Raw genomic sequence first — 15677 nt, 5'->3', positions numbered from 1 at the left:
CCGCAAGGAGAACCCATGTCCCAGGAGAACTTCCCGGCGGTGGGCGGCGACACCCTGACCGCGTGCCTGCGCCACTGGGCGGCGGCCACCCCGGACGCCCCCGCGCTGACCTTCGCCGACTTCGCCGCCGATCCCGCCGGGCGGCGGCGCACGCTCACCTGGCGGCAGCTGGCCGAGCGCGTCGACGCCGCCGCGGCCGCGCTGCCGGTGTCGCCGGGCGACCGGGTCGCCGTGCTCTGCCCGCAGGGCCCGGACTACGTCGTCGGGTTCCTCGCCGCGGTCACCGCGGGCGCGATCGCGGTGCCGCTGTTCGATCCGGGCCTGCCGGGCCACGCCGGACGGCTCGCCGCGGTCCTCGCCGACTGCGCGCCGTCCGCCGTCGTCACCACCGCGGCCGCCCGGCCGGCGGTCGAAGAGTTCCTCGGGCGCGACCTGGCCATCGTCGCGGCCGACCGGCCGGAACCGGTGCGGCCGGGGCCGGCGCCCACCGCGGCCCCGGACGACGTGGCCTACCTGCAGTACACCTCGGGCTCGACCCGCAGCCCGGCCGGTGTGGTGCTGACCCACGCGAACGTGCTCGCCAACGTCACCCAGGCCGTCCGCGGCCTCGGGCTCGACCCGGCCGCGGCCACCACGGTCTCCTGGCTGCCCCTGTTCCACGACATGGGCCTGGTGCTCGGCCTGATCACCCCGCTGGCCCTCGGCCTGCGGTCGGTGCTCATGGACCCGCTCGCCTTCGTCGAACGACCGGTCCGCTGGCTCGAACTGCTCGGCGACCACCCGGGCGGCTGGAGCGCGGCCCCCAACTTCGCCTTCCACTACTGCGCGAGCCGGATCCGCGACGTCGACCGCGCGCGGCTGCGGCTCGGCCGCGTCACGGCGATCGTCAACGGCGCCGAGCCGATCAACCCGGACGTCCTCGACCGCTTCCACACCGCCTTCGCCGCGGCCGGGTACCGGCCGGAGATGACCCGCCCGGCGTACGGGCTGGCCGAAGCCACCGTCTTCGTCACCACCGGCCCCGCCGCGGCCCCGCGCGTCACCACGTTCGACCGCGACGCCCTCGCCACCGGCACGGCCCGGCCGGCCGGCCACGGCGTCCAGCTCGTCGCCTGCGGCGCGCCCGCCGGGCAGCTCGTCGCCCTCGTCGACCCGGAAACCGCCGTCACACTGCCCGACGGGTCGGTCGGCGAAATCTGGGTGCACGGGCCGAACGTCGGCGACGGGTACTGGCGGAAGCCGCTGGAGAGCACCGAAACGTTCGGCGCCCGCCTGGCCGGTGGCCTGCCCGAGGGGCCGTGGCTGCGGACCGGCGACCTCGGCGTCCGCCACGACGGCGAGCTCTACATCGCCGGCCGGATCAAGGACCTCATCATCGTCGACGGCCGCAACCACTACCCGCAGGACGTCGAGGCGACCGCCGCGTCCGCCGACGCCGCGATCCGCCCCGGCAGCGTCGCCGCCTTCGCCGTCGCGGGCACCGACACCGAGGCCGTTGTCGTGGTCGCCGAACACCGCGGCCACGCGGACCTGGCCGAACCTGCCGAACGCGCGCTCGCCGCCGCGATCCGGCGGCGGGTCTCCGACGCGCACGGGCTCGCGCTGCGGGACGTGCTCCTGGTGCCACCCGGACGGGTCCCGCGCACCTCCAGCGGCAAGATCGCCCGCGGCGCCTGCCGCGACCGCTACCTCGCCGGCGACTACGGAAAGGCACTGGCGCGATGAGCGAGCCGACGACCGACACCCTGCGCCGCTGGCTCCTGGACACCGTCGCCGAGCACACCGGCGTCACCGCGGAGCCCGACCACCCGCTCGGCGACTACGGCCTGTCCTCCCGCCAGGCCGTCGGCATCGCCGCCGACCTCGAGGAACGGCTCAGCCGCCGGCTCCCGCCGACGCTGCTGTGGGAGAGCCCGACCATCGACCACCTCGTCCGCAGCCTCACCGGCGGGGACGAGCCCGAGGTCCGGCCGGGCACCGACCGCCGCCGGACCGATCCCGTCGCCGTCGTCGGCCTGGGCTGCCGGTTCCCCGGCGCGGACGGACCGGGCGAGTTCTGGGACCTGCTGCGCGACGGGCGGGACGCCGTCCGGACGGCGCCGCCGGGCCGCTGGAGCGCCGAGGCCGCCCCGGTGCTCGGCGGGTTCCTCGACGACGTCGCCGGGTTCGACGCCGAGCACTTCGGCATCACGCCGCGCGAAGCGGCGACGATGGACCCGCAGCAGCGGATGCTCTTGGAGGTCACGTGGGCGGCGCTGGAGCACGCCGGCATCGCGCCGTCGTCCCTGCGCGGCAGCCGGACCGGCGTGTTCACCGGGATCGCCACCCACGACTACGGCCACCTCACGATGGCCGGCGGCGAGCCCGACCTGTGGACGGCCACGGGCGCGGCGGGCAGCATCGCGGCCAACCGGCTCTCGTACGTCTACGACCTGCGCGGGCCGAGCATGGCGGTGGACACGGCGTGCTCGTCTTCGCTGGTCGCGGTGCACCACGCGGTGCGCGCGCTGCGCGACGGCGAAGCGGATCTGGCCCTGGCGGCGGGGGTCAACCTCATGCTGCTGCCGGGCCCGACGGCGGCGTTCGCGGCGGCGGGCCTGCTCGCGGGCGACGGCCGCTGCAAGACGTTCGCGGCGGGCGCGGACGGCATCGCGCGCGCCGAGGGCTGCGGCGTCGTGGTGCTCAAGCGCCTGGCGGACGCCGAATGCGACGGCGACCGGGTGCTCGCGGTGATCCGCGCGTCGGTCGTCAACTCCGACGGCCGGTCGAACGGCCTGGCCGCGCCGAACCCGGCGGCGCAGCAGGCGATGCTGCGCGAGGCCTACCGCGTCGTCGATCCGTCCACTGTGGACTACGTGGAAGCGCACGGGACGGGCACGCTGCTCGGCGACCCGATCGAAGCCGGCGCGCTCGGCGCGGTGCTGGGCGCGGGCCGGGCGCCGGACGCCCCGCTGCTGATCGGCTCGGTGAAGACCAACATCGCCCACACCGAGGCCGCGGCGGGGATCGCCGGGCTGATCAAGGTGGTGCTGGCCCTGCGGCACGGATTCGTGCCGCCCCAGCTGCACTTCACGGCCCCGAACCCGCACATCGCCTTCGGCGCGCTGGGGCTGAAGGTGGTGACGGAGCCGACGCCGTGGCCCCGCCACACCGGCCGCGCGACGGCGGGGGTTTCGGCGTTCGGCTTCGGCGGGACGAACGCCCACGTGGTCCTGGAGGAAGCGGCGGCGCCGGCCCACGCCGACGACGGGCCTCTCAGCGCCACGCGAGCCTCCGCCACCACCCCGGCAGGGCACGCCGAGCGGCCTTCCCCCAGCGCCGCGGGCCGGAACGGTGACCACCCGTCCCGCACCGCCGGCGTCCGGATCGGTCTTCTCTCCGCCCGGACCCGTGACCGGCTCACCGAACGGGCCGCGCAGCTGGCCGCCTGGCTCGACTCCCCCGACGGGCGCCGCAGCTCGCTCGCCGACGTCACCCATACCCTCTTCCGCCGCGACAACGCCGGCCGGCACCGGGCCGCCCTCGTCGCCGCCGATCACCGGGAGCTCGCCGGGCTGCTGCGGGCCGTCGGCGACAACGCCGATCCGCTGCCCGCCGGTGCGTTTACCGGTGCCGCCGTCGCCGGGGAGGGGCCCGTCTTCGTCTTCTCCGGGCACGGGTCGCAGTGGGCCGGGATGGGCCGTCACCTCCTGGCCGCCGAACCCGCGTTCGCCGCTCAGGTCGACAAGCTCGGCGATCCCTTCACCGAGCACGCCGGACGGTCGCTGCGGTCACTCCTCACCGGCGCCGCGCCCCGGTCGCTCGCGGAAACGCAGCTGGCGATCTTCGGGATCCAGGTGGCGCTGGCCGCGCGGTGGGAGGCCCTCGGCGTCCGGCCCGCCGCCGTCGTCGGGCACTCGCTCGGGTCCGCGGCCGCCGCCGTCGTGGGCGGGGTGCTGACCGCCGACGAGGCGGTCCACCTGGTCGCCACCCGCGCCCGCCTGCTGGGCACGGTCGGGCCGGGCGGTGCGATGGCCGCGGTGGAACTGACCCCGGACGAACTGGCCGGGCACCCCGGGGTCGAGCTCGCCGTGGACTCCGCGCCGGGGCAGCTGACGGTCGCCGGCGACACCGCCGTGCTCGACCGGCTCGTCGCCGGGCTCGAGGCCGCCGGCCGGAGCGCGCGGCGGCTGCCCGTCGGGGTCGCCGGGCATTCGGCCGGGGTGGAGCCGGTCCTCGGGTCCCTCCGCGACGCCCTGGCCGAGCTGGGCGGACGGCGGCCGCTGGTGCCCTGGTACGACACGGTGCTGGCCGACCCGCGCGAGCTCCCGGACTTCGACGCGGGCTACTGGGCCGCGCACCTGCGCCGCCCGGTCCGCTTCCGGCAGGCGGTCACCGCGGCGGCCACGGACGGGCACCGCGTGTTCGTCGAGCTCTCCCCACACCCGATCCTGCGGGGCTCGCTCACCCGCACCCTGGAAGCGGCCGGCATCACGGACGCGGTGGTGACCGGCACCCTGCGCCGGGGCCAGGACGAAGTCCGCGCCTTCGCCGCGGCCGCGGCCACGCTGTACTGCGCGGGCACCCGCATCACCCTGACCACCCCGGACGAGGACGCCCACCTCACGGACGTACCGCCGATGCCCTGGCGCCACGAGCGACACTGGTACACCGACACCGGCGCACCCCGACGACCCAGCGCGGCGCCCGGCCGGGCCGGCCAACCCACCCCTTCGCACGGCGCGACCCAACCCACCGACGCCACCCAAGCCGGCACCGCGCCCGGCTCCGCCACCCAAACCGGCACCACGCCCGGCTCAGCCACCCAAACCGGCACCGCGCCCGGCTCAGCCACCCAAACCGGCACCGCGCCCGGCTCAGCCACCCAACCCACCGCCACACCCGCCGAAGCCGACCCACGCACCCCCGCCGACCGGCTGACCAGCATCGTCGCCGCCATCATGGGCCTCGCCCCCGAGCGCCTGGACCCCCACGCCCCTCTCGTCGAACTCGGGCTCGACTCGCTCATGGCGAACCGGATCCGCGATGCCGTCCGGCGCGAACTCGGCGCCGAACCCGATCCCGCCGCCGTTCTCCGCGGGGCCACCCTCGCCGATCTCGGCCGGGACCTCCGCGGCGGCCGGACCCCCGCGCGCGGCCGGGCCTGGGACGCCGCCGACCGGCTCGTCCTGCGGCTCTGGCGGCAGCACACCGGCACCGACGGCGGCCCGCACCTCCGCCTCACCGGCACCAACCAGCCCCAGCTTCTCGCCCGGCTGCTCGCCGACGGCCTCACCGCCGAGCTCGGCACGCCCGTCGACCCGGCGGAGCTGCTCCGGCACGACTCCCTCGCCGCTGTCGCCGACGTCGCGCGCGCCCTGCTCGACACGCGCGAAGAACGCGGGCCCGTGCACGTGCTCAACCACGGCGACGCCGGTACCGCTCCCCTGCTGCTGTTCCACCCCGGCGGCAGCACCTGCACCGTCTACCGGCCGCTCCTGGACCGGCTCCCCGCCGGTGTGCCCTGCCTCGGCTTCGAACGCGTGCCCGGCGCCCGCATCGAGGACCGCGTCGAACGGCTCCTGCCGCTGGTCCGCGCCCGCCTGCCGCACGGGCCCTACCGCCTCGCCGGGTGGTCCTTCGGCGGCGCCCTCGCCTACGGCCTCGCCACGCGGCTCGCGGACGAAGGCGAGCCGGTGGAGCTCGTCGCGCTCATCGACACCATGATGCCCTTGCCCGAACCGGACCTCGACCCGCGCGCGTCGTCGGCCCGGCGGTTCCTGCGCTTCACCGGTTACGTCGAAGGCACCTACGGCCGGACCGTCCGCCTCGGCCACGACGAACTCGCGCCGCTGCCCGAAGAAGCGCAGATCGAGCTCACCATGCGCCGGGTCGCCGAAGCCGGGCTGCTGAGCCCCGGCGTGCTGCGGCACCAGCGCGAGTCCTTTTTGGACACCCTGGCCGCGGAACGCGGGACACCGCGGCCCTACGACGGCCGAGTGGTGCTGTACCGGGCCACCGAGCCCTACGCCGCCGGGCTGGCCATGGAACCGCGCTACTCCCGCACCGACCTCGCCGCCGGGTGGGACGGCCTGTGCCCGCGGCTGGAGATCGTCCCGGTGGCCGCGCACCACCTGTCCGTGGTCGACCCGCCGCACGTCGACGTCGTCGCGCGGCACCTGGCGGGCCTGCTGTGGCCGTGACCCGGGCGGGCGTCCGCGCGTGGCCGCTGCTGGCCGTGCTCGGTGCCGGGCTCTTCCTCGTCGCGGTCGACGCCACCGTGCTGCACGTCGCGCTGCCCGACCTCGTCCGGCAGCTGCGGCCCGGCGCCGCCGCCCAGGTGTGGATCGTGGCGAGCTACCCGCTCGCCGCGGCCCCGCTGCTCCTGCCGTTCGGCACCCTCGGCGACCGCTTCGGACGGCGGCGGGTGCTCGTCCTCGGCTACGCGGTGTTCGGGCTGGCCTCACTCGGCTGCGCGTTCGCCCCCGGCGTCCCGGCCCTCCTCGCCGGCCGCGCGACGCTCGGCGTCGGGGGCGCCCTCATCATGCCGGTGACGATGTCGCTGCTGCGGGAACTGTTCCCGGACCGGCGCCGTCGCCGCACGGCGATCGCGGTGTGCAGCGGCATCGCCGGGACCGGCTCGGTGTTCGGGCCGGTCCTCGGCGGGCTGCTGGTCCAGCTGTGGGGCTGGCGGGCGACGTTCCTGGTCAACCCGCCGGTCATCCTGGCCGCCGTGGTGGCGGCGCTGCGGTGGCTGCCGCGGAGCCCGCCCGGGCCCGCCCCGTGGGACGCGCTCAGCGCCGTCCTCGCCGCCGGCGGGGTGCTCGGGATCGCCGCCGCCGTCGGGCCGTCGGGGGGCGGCTTCGCGGCGGGGGCGGCCGGGTGCGTCCTGCTCGCCCTCTTCGTGCGCCGCCAGCGGCGGGCCGCTGCTCCGCTGCTGGACCTCGCCCTCTTCCGGCGGCCGGGCGTGCCGGCCGCGGCCGGCGGGGTGCTGCTGGTGATGAGCACGCTGGTCGGGCTCGGCCTGCTGCTCGCCCAGTACCTGCAGGTGGTGCTCGGCCTCTCCCCGACCGCCGCGGCGGCGCGGCTGCTGCTCGTGCTCGGCGCGTCCGCGGTGGGCAGCGTGGTGGCCCCGGCGCTGCTGGACCGGTTCGGCAACGCCCGCGTCCGCACGACCGGGTTCGCCACGGCGGCCGCGTCCCTCGGCGTCCCGGCGGCGGGCGGGCTGACGTCGCCGTGGTGGCTCGGCGGCGCGCTGATCGGCGCCGGCCTGGGCATGGCCCTCGCGCTGACGTCGAGCACGGACACGCTGCTGACGGCCGCACCCGCCGACCGGGCGGGCGGCGCGGCCGCGGTCGAGAAGACCGGTTACGAGCTGGGCGCCGGCCTGGGCACGACGGCGTTCGGCTCACTGGCGGCCGCGGTCTACACCGCCCGCCTGGTGCTGCCGCCCGGCGTGCCGGACGCGGCGGCCCGGCTGGCTTCGGCCGGGCCGGCACAGGCCGAAGCCGCGGCCCACGGCCTGGCGGCGGCCCCCGAGCTGCTCGCGGCGGCCCGGGCGGCCTGCACCGCGAGTGTGCAGGCCGCCGCGGCCGTCGCGTGCGGGCTTTTCGTGGTCGCCGCGCTGCTTTCGTTCTTCACCAGCGGAGACGTATAGGTCGTTATACGCCTCAGTTCGGCGTGTCCTTCTTGTCGTCGTAGGAGGTCCAGCCGCCCTGGCTCTCGGCCGCCTCGACGTCGGCGTCGGCGGACGCGGCGTGCGTCATCGCCGCGATCGTGCGCTCGAGGCCCTGCTGGACCTCGTCGCCTTCGGCTTCGCGGACGCTGTGCAGCGTGACGGTGATTTCCGACGACGCCGGGCCGTCTTCGGCGATGCGCAGTTCACCGTGGTAGTCGTCGGGTCCCTCCGCGCCCCACTTCAGCGACCGGGTCGCCGGGTCGGTGTGCAGCCACGCCTCGCCCGCGACGCGCTTCCCGTGCACCTCGGCCTCCACGTGGACGCTGTCCCCGCCCTTCGGCTCGGCGACCTTCATCTCCGGGAAGTACCGGGGCAGGTTCTCCGGGTGGCTCAAGAACGCGAACAGCTCGTCCGCGGGGATGTCGGCGGTCACGCTGTGGCGGTACTCGGTCATCGTCTCACTCCTCGTCGGCGTCCGGATCGCCCGGATACCCCTGATGCGGTGCATTAAAAGGGTGCCGGCGGGGAACTCCGAAGGCATGACGGCCACCGAACCCGAGACCCGGGCCCCCCGGCGGGGTCCCGCCCCCGTGCAGGGCATGGGCATGCTGATCGGCCTGCTGTTCCTCGTCCTCGCCGCGCTGGAGCTGATGTTCGGGGTCCCGGCCGGCGGTGGCCCGCGCGTGCTGTTCGGCGTGCTCGCCGTCTCCGGGGTGTGGACGCTGGTCCACCTGCTGACCGGTGCCACCGCCGTGTTCTGCACCCGCTCCTCGCGCTGGGCCGCCCGGTTCCTGGTCGTCGCCGGTGCCTGCTACGCCGTGGTGGGGCTGGCCGGGCTGCTGCCGCTGCCGTCCGCGATCACCGACACGCTGCCGCTGAACACCGCGGGGATCTGCCTCGACCTGGCGCTCGGCACGGCGATGCTCATCCTGGGCGTGGGCTGGCTCCGGCGCGGGCGGGCACGGCGCCGCTGAGCGGGTCCTCCCGCCGCGGGAACCGCACCAGCACCGCGGTCAGCAGCACCGCGAGTCCGAAGAGGACATAGCCGTTGCCGGTGAGCTGCTGGACGAAGGCCCAGTGCCGTTCGACCTCTCCGCCGCGCGGCCACCACCACTGCGGCCCGGCGACGAAGAGCACCGCGCCCGTCGCGGCCGGCACCGCGAACGCCCGCCGCCGGGTCCGGCGGGCCAGCTCCGCCCAGCCGAGCAGGACCACCACGGCCCAGACCCAGTGGTGGGTCCAGGAGATCGGCGAAACCAGGAGCCCGCCGAGCGCGTTGAGGCCGAGCGCGACGGTCAGCTCCCCCGCGGCCAGCGCGCGCCGCACGCCCCACGCCGTCAGCACGAGCACGACGGCCACCAGCGGCAGCCACCACGCCGTTCGCGCCTCCGGCGACACCCCGGCCCTGGCCAGCAGCCCGAGCAGCGACTGGTTGCCGGCGTAGGTCGGCTCGCCGACGCGGCCGGTGTCCCACAGCGCGCTCGTCCAGTACCGCACCGAGCCGGCGCCGGCCAGCAGGAAACCCAGCGCCGTCGCGGCCAGGAACGTCACGGCGGCGGTCACCACCGTCCGCGTGTCGCGGCGGAACAGGAAGTACAGCAGGAACACCGCCGGGGTCAGTTTCACCGCGGCGGCGAGGCCGATCAGCAGGCCACGCGGCCAGCGCGGGGTGTCCACCAGAACGTCCAGCACGACCAGCGCCAGCAGCAGCAGGTCGAGCTGCCCCGCGTAGAGCGTGCGCAGCACCGGCTCCAGCACCTCGGCGGCGAGCAGCAGCGCCGCCACCCGCCGCCGGTCGCAGCGTGCGCCGAACGCGCGCAGCACCGTCACCAGGACCACCGCCAGCACGCCGAGCGTGAGCAGGGTGAGCGCGAGGCAGGCGGCCCAGTACGGCAGCACGGCCAGCGGGGTCAGCACGATCGCCGCGAACGGCGGGTAGGTGAAGAGCAGGAACTGGCCGTCGCCGGTGGGCGGCAGCGTTCCGTACAGCGCCTGGCCGTGCAGGAGCGCCGTCGAGCCGAGCCGGTAGACGTCGAGGTCCACGCGGTAGGCCGGGAACCGCCACCGGCCGCCGTTGTACGACACGAGCACCGCCACCAGCACGAGCGGCTGCGCGCCGAGCAGGACCCACGAGCTCCCCGGCCTGGCCCGCGCCGCTGCTCCCCCTCCGGTCATTCCTCGCATTCTGTCGGGTCCCGGCCCGGGCACCATCCGGGAACCCCCCGGAACCGACCCGGGGAAAACCGGTTGCCGCCCGTGCCACCCTGGGCGCATGGGGACACCGGAGGGCTTCGCCTACCGCGACGAGGGCGGCACCGTGACGATCACGCACCACGGGCGGCCCGCCGGGACGCTGCGCGCGGCCGCCGCCGCCCGGTTCCTGGCCGCGGTGGCCCGGGGTGACGACCCGCAGCTGCTGATGGCGCGGGTGACCGGCAACTACAAGCACGGCAACGAACGCCGGGCCCGCGAGCACCCCCGCAACCGCGGGCGCTGACTTCCCACCGGGCGGATCTTGAGGCCGGTGGCCCGGGTTGGGCATGCTGGCGCCGTGACCTACGACGTTCAGGCGATCCGAGCGCACTTCCCCGCCCTCGACGGCGGCGCCGCCCACTTCGACGGACCGGGTGGCTCGCAGGTCCCCGACGTCGTCGGGGAGGCGGTGGCCGGCACGCTGTGCGCGGCGATCGCCAACCGCGGCGTCGTCACCGCGGCCGAGCGCCGGGCGAGCGCGGTCGTCACCGAAGCCCGGCTCGCCGTCGCCGACCTGCTGGCCGCCGATCCGGCCGGCGTCGTCTTCGGCCGCAGCATGACCCAGCTGACCTACGACTTCTCCCGGACGCTGGCCCAGAAGTGGGGCCCGGGCGACGAAGTCGTGGTGACCCGCCTCGACCACGACGCCAACATCCGCCCGTGGGTCCAGGCCGCGGCGGCGGCCGGCGCCACCGTGCGCTGGGTGGATTTCGACCCGGGCACGGGCGAACTCGCCCCGATCGGCCCGCTGCTGTCCGAGCGGACGCGGCTGGTCGCGGTGACGGCGGCGTCCAACCTCCTGGGCACGCGCCCGGACATCCCGGCGATCGCGGCGCAGGTGCACGCCGCGGGCGCGCTGCTGTACGTCGACGGCGTCCACCTGACCCCGCACGCCCTGGTGGACATCACGGAGCTCGGGGCCGATTTCTACGCGTGCTCGCCGTACAAGTTCCTCGGCCCGCACCTCGGCGTGGTCGCGGCGGCGCCGGCGGCGCTCGAGACGCTGCACCCGGACAAGCTGCTGCCGTCGACCAACGCGGTCCCGGAACGGTTCGAGCTGGGCACCCTGCCGTACGAGCTGCTGGCGGGCACGACCGCGGCGATCGACTTCCTCGCCGGGCTGGTACCGGGGACGGGGTCCCGCCGATCGCGGTTGCGGGGATCGATGGCGGGGCTGGAGGAGCACGAGAACGCCCTGCTGGCGCGGCTCGACGCCGGTCTGGCCGCGCTGCCGGGCGTCACGCGGTACGGGGCACCGGAGCGGCACCGGACTCCGACGGTGCTGTTCGCGGTGGCCGGGGTCGCGTCGCAGGCGGTGTACGAGCACCTCGGCGCGCGGGGGGTGAACGCTCCGGCGGGCAGTTTCTACGCGATCGAGTGCTCGCGGCACCTCGGGCTCGGCGACGCCGGAGCGGTGCGGACGGGCATCGCGCCTTACACGACGGAGGACGACGTGGACCGGCTGCTGGCCGGCGTGGAGTCCCTTGCCCGTGGCTGAGGCGCTCCCCTGCCCTGAGGCGCCGAACGGGTCCCTGATGCCGAGTCGTGAATGACTCATTCAGGACCTCGCAGGCCCCGAATGAGTCATTCACGACGTGCTACGGCGCCGGAGCGAACCCCGCCGGCCGGGCGGTGAACGTGCCCCGGCCCTGGGTCCGGCTCCGCAACCGGGTGGCGTAGCCGAACAGCTCCGCCACCGGCACCGTCGCCGTCACCACCGCCGTGCCCGGCCGCACCTCCGAACCCGCGACCCGGCCCCGGCGCGCCGCGAGGTCGCCGAGCACGCCGCCGACCGCCTCGGGCGGGACCGTCACCGACACCTCGGCCACCGGCTCCAGCAACCGCAGCACCGAGCGGCGCAGCGCCTCACGCAGCCCGAGCCGCCCCGCCGTGCGGAACGCCAGGTCCGACGAGTCCTTCGGGTGCGTCGCCCCGTCGGTCAGCGTCACGCGCAGGCCCGTCACCGGGTGCCCGCCCAGCGGTCCCTCCGCCAGCGCGTCACGGCAGCCCGCCTCGACCGCGCGGACGTACTCCCGCGGCACCCGGCCGCCGACGACCGCCGAGGCGAACTCGAAGCCGTCGGCCGCCGGGGCGACGTCCAGGACCACGTGGGCGAACTGGCCCGCCCCGCCGTCCTGCTTGACGTGGCGGTAGACCAGCCCGGACACGCCGCTGACCACCGTCTCGCGGTACGCCACCGAAGGACGGCCCACCACGACCTCGAGGCCGCGGTCCCGCCGCAGCTTCTCCACCGCCACTTCCAGGTGCAGCTCGCCGAGACCGGACAGCACGGTCTGCCCGGTCTCCGGATCGACCCGCACGACCAGCGACGGATCCTCCTCGGCCAGCCGGGCGAGCGCCTCGGTGAGCCGGTCGCCGTCGCGCCGGGCCTCGATCGCCACCGAGACCACCGGGTCCGCCGTCACCGGCGGCTCCAGCAGCACCGGGGCGCCGGGCGCGCAGAGCGTGGCGCCGACGCGCGCCGCCTTCGGCCCGGCCACCGCGACGATGTCGCCGGCCACCGCACTGTCCACTTCGGACTGCCGGTCGGCCTGCACGCGCAGCACGCGGGCGATGCGTTCGACGCGTCCCGCGTCCGCCACCTGGTCTCCCTTCCGCAGCGTTCCCGAGTACACCCGCAGGTACGTCAGCCGTCCCGTGGCCGTCGAGACGACCTTGAACACCAGCGCGGCCAGCGGCGCCGCCGGATCGGCGGGCCGGTCGGGCCGCACCGGCGGGACGTCCGCCGGCGACGGCAGGTACGCGACCACGGCGTCGAGCAACGGCTCGATCCCGCGGTCCCGGTAGGCCGCCCCGCACAGCACGACCAGCCCGGCCCCGCTGAGGGTCAGCTCCCGCAGCGCCTTTTCCAGGGTCTCGGCCGAGACCGTGCCGGTGGCACAGAACTCGTCGAGGGCCACCGGGTGCAGCTCGGCGACGGCCTCCTCGAGCACGCGGCGCCTCCGGCGGGCCTCGGCGACGAGGTCGTCCGGCACGTCCCGCGGGCGTACGAGGTCGACGACGCCGGTGAAGCCGTCCTCCCGCCCGATCGGCAGCTGCACGACCAGCGGCGCCGGGTGCAGCCGCGCCCGGATCGAGGCGACGGCGGCGTCGAGGTCGGCCCCCGCGCGGTCGAGCTTGTTGACGAAGGCGATCCGCGGCACGCCGTACCGATCGGCCTGCCGCCACACGGTTTCGCTCTGCGGCTCGACCCCGGCGACGGCGTCGAACACGGCGACGGCGCCGTCGAGCACCCGCAGCGACCGCTCGACCTCGGCGGTGAAGTCGACGTGGCCGGGCGTGTCGATGAGGGTGAGCCGGTGGCCGTCCCACGTGCAGCTGACGGCCGCGGCGAAGATGGTGATGCCGCGGTCGCGTTCCTGCGGGTCGAAGTCGGTGACGGTGGTGCCGTCGTGGACCTCGCCGGTCTTGTGGGTGGTACCGGTGCGGTGGAGGATCCGTTCGGTGACGGTGGTCTTGCCCGCGTCGACGTGGGCGAGGATGCCCAGGTTGCGGACGGTGGCCAGGATTGGGGTGCGCACGACGCTGTCCTTTGTGGACGAAGTGATCGGGACGGCGCGATTCCCCGCGACGGCGAGGTCAGGAAGGCGTCACGGGATCCGGTGCGAGCCGCGCGGCAGGCACCGGGGACGCGGAGACACGAGGATCACCTCGGACCGCGAGCGGGGAGCGACGGCAGCGTGACGACGCACGGCCGGCTCCCTTCGTTCGACGCGGTGGGCGAGTTCCGGGAAAGGGTAGCGGCGGGCGGGGCCGCGGCCAACGCAATTTCCGTGGGGCGGCGCGCGTCGGATGGCCCGGGGCCACTTCACTCGCGTGATCGAGCGGCGATCTTGCGTGCTACGAGAGGCATCTCGCGTGCGCAGAGAGGCATCTCGCGTGCGGGGAGGGGCATCTCGCGTGTCGGAGGGGACGACACGCGTGCTTGAGGGGACGACACGCGTGACTGGGGGGACGACACGCCGGGAGCGGGGCTCCCGGCGTGTCGTGCGGGAGGGGGGTCAGGCGTCCATGGCGTCGGCCAGGGACTTGGGGCGCATGTCCGTCCAGTTCGCTTCCACGTGGTCCAGGCACTCCTGGCGCGACGAGGGGCCGAAGGCGACCGTCCAGCCGGACGGGACGTCCGCGAACTCCGGCCACAGGCTGTGCTGGTTTTCGGCGTTGACCAGGACCAGGTACGTCCCGGCGGGGTCTTCGAACGGGTTGGTCACGGCGGGCCTCCTCAGGCGGTGATGTCCGTGCGGGCACCCTTCACCAGCGCGGTCAGCTTCTGGATGACCGGCGTGGCGAGCAGGTGGTTGAAGCGCGGCTCGGCCGACCAGTCGCCGAGCTGCCCGGCCTTCACCGCGGGCAGCTGGTTCCACGTCGGGAACTGCGTCATCTGGGCGCGCGGCAGCGCGTACGAACGCGAGTCGGTCAGGATCAGGTCCGCCGGGTACTTGCCCGCCTGCTCCCAGGACAGCTGCTCCCAGTAGTCCTCGCTGCCGCCGCCGGAGACGATGTCCAGGCCGAGTTCGCGGTAGTACGCAAGGTCGGCGAAGAAGTCGGGCTTCGCGATGTACAGGCCGTCCTTGTCGCCGTAGAGCACCAGGACCTTGAGGCCGGCCTTCTCCTTGGCCGCCGCGCGCAGGTCCTCGGACGCCTTGTCGAAGTCCTCCTTGGCCTTCTTCATGGTTTCCGAGTTCGCGTCGCCGCCCAGGGCGACCGCGAGCTGCGAGTAGCGCTCGATCACCTTCGGCAGCGTGACCTTGTACTCCGAGAGCGCGACAATCGGCGCGACCTGCTGCACCTTGGAGCCGAGGTCGTCGGTGAGCACCCACATGTCCGTCGGCTTGGTGCCGGTCAGGCCGGTGACCACCAGGTCCGGCCGGAGCGCGGCGAACTTCTCCATGCTGAAGTCGTCCCAGGCGTTGCCGATCGACGTGACGGCGTTCAGGTCGATGTTGCCGGCCTGGATCTCCTTGCCGCCGTCGGCCGTCTTCTGCGGGCCGAACACCCCGACCGGGCGGACGCCGTAGTCCCAGAGCGCGGCGGCCGAGCTGGCGTAGGCCACCACCCGCGCCGGACGCTGGTCGCGCGAGGCCTTCTGACCGCGGTCGTCGGTGAACTCCCACGGGCCGGTGGCGCCACCGGCTTTCTTGTCGTCCCCGCTGCCGCACGCGGTGAGGGCGGCGGCGGCCGCGAGGCCGCCCGCCCCGATCAGGAAACCACGCCGGCTGAGCCCGGCAGCGCCTTGGAACACGGACATGAACGACCTCTCGCTGAGCTTTAGGATAGGCACACCTTATTTAGGGCACCCTCGCAAGGCAACTGTGTCACCGCCCACGGCCCGACAGCTGCGCTTCCGCTCCGGGCACCGGCTCGGCCGGGTCGTGACCCAGGTGCACCTGCCGGTTGTCCGCGTCCACGTGCACCACCCGCGGCCGGTGCCCGGCGCGCTCGGCCTCCTCCACCTGCGCGTAGGTGATGATGATGACCAGGTCGCCCGGGTGCACCAGGTGCGCGGCGGCGCCGTTGACGCCGATCACGCCGGACCCCGGCTCGCCGGTGATGGCGTAGGTCTCCAGCCGGGCGCCGTTGGTGATGTCGACGACCTGGACCTTCTCGCCCTCGACGATGTCCGCGGCGGCCATCAGGTCCGCGTCGATGGTCAGCGAGCCGACGTAGTGCAGGTCGGCCTGCGTGACGGTGGCGCGGTGGATCTTGGCGTTCATCAGGGTGCGGTGCACGTCTACTCCGTGTCTCG

The 15677-nt window shown here is 75.2% G+C and carries 12 protein-coding genes; 6 read left to right on the top strand and 6 right to left on the bottom strand.

Annotated features, from left to right (window positions below; genetic code table 11):
* Nucleotides 1–15: 15 nt before the first annotated feature.
* Genes DV20_RS35290 through DV20_RS35280 form a run of 3 tightly spaced genes read left to right on the top strand, consistent with a single transcriptional unit; the run spans nucleotide 16 to nucleotide 7636 of the window.
* Entirely contained in the window at nucleotides 16–1725 is a 1710-nt protein-coding gene (locus tag DV20_RS35290; protein WP_043787619.1) for a fatty acyl-AMP ligase, read from the top strand.
* Complete coding sequence (locus tag DV20_RS35285) at nucleotides 1722–6182, top strand: type I polyketide synthase (protein WP_043787618.1); 4461 nt, start codon at nucleotides 1722–1724, stop codon at nucleotides 6180–6182. Before DV20_RS35290 ends, DV20_RS35285 begins: the two co-directional genes overlap by 4 nt.
* On the top strand, nucleotides 6173–7636 hold the full coding sequence (locus DV20_RS35280) for an MFS transporter (protein ID WP_043787617.1): 1464 nt from the start codon (nucleotides 6173–6175) through the stop codon (nucleotides 7634–7636). Before DV20_RS35285 ends, DV20_RS35280 begins: the two co-directional genes overlap by 10 nt.
* 13 nt (nucleotides 7637–7649) lie before the next feature.
* Here the strand turns inward: DV20_RS35280 and DV20_RS35275 are convergent, their stop codons facing one another.
* Nucleotides 7650–8111 (bottom strand): SRPBCC family protein, encoded by a 462-nt coding sequence (locus tag DV20_RS35275; RefSeq protein ID WP_043787616.1) that lies wholly within the window; start codon nucleotides 8109–8111, stop codon nucleotides 7650–7652.
* 85 nt (nucleotides 8112–8196) lie between these two features.
* On the opposite strand from DV20_RS35275, the gene DV20_RS35270 reads away from it, so the two are divergent.
* Nucleotides 8197–8631, top strand: a complete 435-nt coding sequence (locus DV20_RS35270) for a DUF4383 domain-containing protein (RefSeq protein WP_235191072.1) — start codon at nucleotides 8197–8199, stop codon at nucleotides 8629–8631.
* On the opposite strand, the gene DV20_RS35265 is transcribed toward DV20_RS35270, so the two are convergent.
* Complete coding sequence (locus tag DV20_RS35265; RefSeq protein WP_043787615.1) at nucleotides 8582–9832, bottom strand: glycosyltransferase 87 family protein; 1251 nt, start codon at nucleotides 9830–9832, stop codon at nucleotides 8582–8584. The genes DV20_RS35270 and DV20_RS35265 overlap by 50 nt on opposite strands.
* Before the next feature lie 97 nt (nucleotides 9833–9929).
* Here DV20_RS35265 and DV20_RS35260 point away from each other — a divergent pair, with 97 nt between their 5' ends.
* Nucleotides 9930–10154: a hypothetical protein gene (locus DV20_RS35260; protein ID WP_043787613.1), complete on the top strand. Its 225-nt coding sequence runs from the start codon at nucleotides 9930–9932 to the stop codon at nucleotides 10152–10154.
* Nucleotides 10155–10208: 54 nt separating this feature from the next.
* A complete protein-coding gene (locus tag DV20_RS35255; protein WP_043787611.1) occupies nucleotides 10209–11408 on the top strand; it encodes a cysteine desulfurase-like protein in 1200 nt (399 codons plus the stop codon).
* 100 nt (nucleotides 11409–11508) lie between these two features.
* Here the strand turns inward: DV20_RS35255 and fusA are convergent, their stop codons facing one another.
* The 4 genes from fusA to panD form a co-directional block, all read right to left on the bottom strand.
* Nucleotides 11509–13452 (bottom strand): elongation factor G, encoded by a 1944-nt coding sequence (fusA, locus tag DV20_RS35250; protein WP_043787610.1) that lies wholly within the window; start codon nucleotides 13450–13452, stop codon nucleotides 11509–11511.
* Between the two features lie 480 nt (nucleotides 13453–13932).
* On the bottom strand, nucleotides 13933–14142 hold the full coding sequence (locus DV20_RS35245) for an MbtH family protein (RefSeq protein WP_043787607.1): 210 nt from the start codon (nucleotides 14140–14142) through the stop codon (nucleotides 13933–13935).
* Between the two features lie 11 nt (nucleotides 14143–14153).
* Nucleotides 14154–15179 carry an ABC transporter substrate-binding protein gene (locus DV20_RS35240; protein ID WP_043787606.1) on the bottom strand — a complete coding sequence of 342 codons (1026 nt, stop codon included), beginning with the start codon at nucleotides 15177–15179 and terminating at the stop codon, nucleotides 14154–14156.
* A gap of 67 nt (nucleotides 15180–15246) precedes the next feature.
* The gene (panD, locus tag DV20_RS35235; protein ID WP_043787605.1) at nucleotides 15247–15660 is read right to left on the bottom strand and encodes an aspartate 1-decarboxylase; all 414 of its coding nucleotides are present in this window, start codon (nucleotides 15658–15660) and stop codon (nucleotides 15247–15249) included.
* Nucleotides 15661–15677 lie beyond the last annotated feature (17 nt).

The sequence above is a fragment of the Amycolatopsis rifamycinica genome (assembly GCF_000695625.1).
In the GTDB taxonomy this organism is placed as follows: domain Bacteria; phylum Actinomycetota; class Actinomycetes; order Mycobacteriales; family Pseudonocardiaceae; genus Amycolatopsis; species Amycolatopsis rifamycinica.
The sequence above is the reverse complement of the archived record's forward strand: the minus strand, read 5'-3'. Positions and strand labels throughout refer to the sequence as shown.

Coding starts and splice junctions, on each gene's coding strand:
- DV20_RS35260 (WP_043787613.1), top strand. CDS start 9,930: ATGGGGACACCGGAGGGCTTCGCCTACCGCGACGAGGGCGGCACCGTG.
- DV20_RS35285 (WP_043787618.1), top strand. CDS start 1,722: ATGAGCGAGCCGACGACCGACACCCTGCGCCGCTGGCTCCTGGACACC.
- DV20_RS35275 (WP_043787616.1), bottom strand. CDS start 8,111: ATGACCGAGTACCGCCACAGCGTGACCGCCGACATCCCCGCGGACGAG.
- DV20_RS35240 (WP_043787606.1), bottom strand. CDS start 15,179: ATGTCCGTGTTCCAAGGCGCTGCCGGGCTCAGCCGGCGTGGTTTCCTG.
- DV20_RS35270 (WP_235191072.1), top strand. CDS start 8,197: ATGACGGCCACCGAACCCGAGACCCGGGCCCCCCGGCGGGGTCCCGCC.
- DV20_RS35265 (WP_043787615.1), bottom strand. CDS start 9,832: ATGACCGGAGGGGGAGCAGCGGCGCGGGCCAGGCCGGGGAGCTCGTGG.
- DV20_RS35290 (WP_043787619.1), top strand. CDS start 16: ATGTCCCAGGAGAACTTCCCGGCGGTGGGCGGCGACACCCTGACCGCG.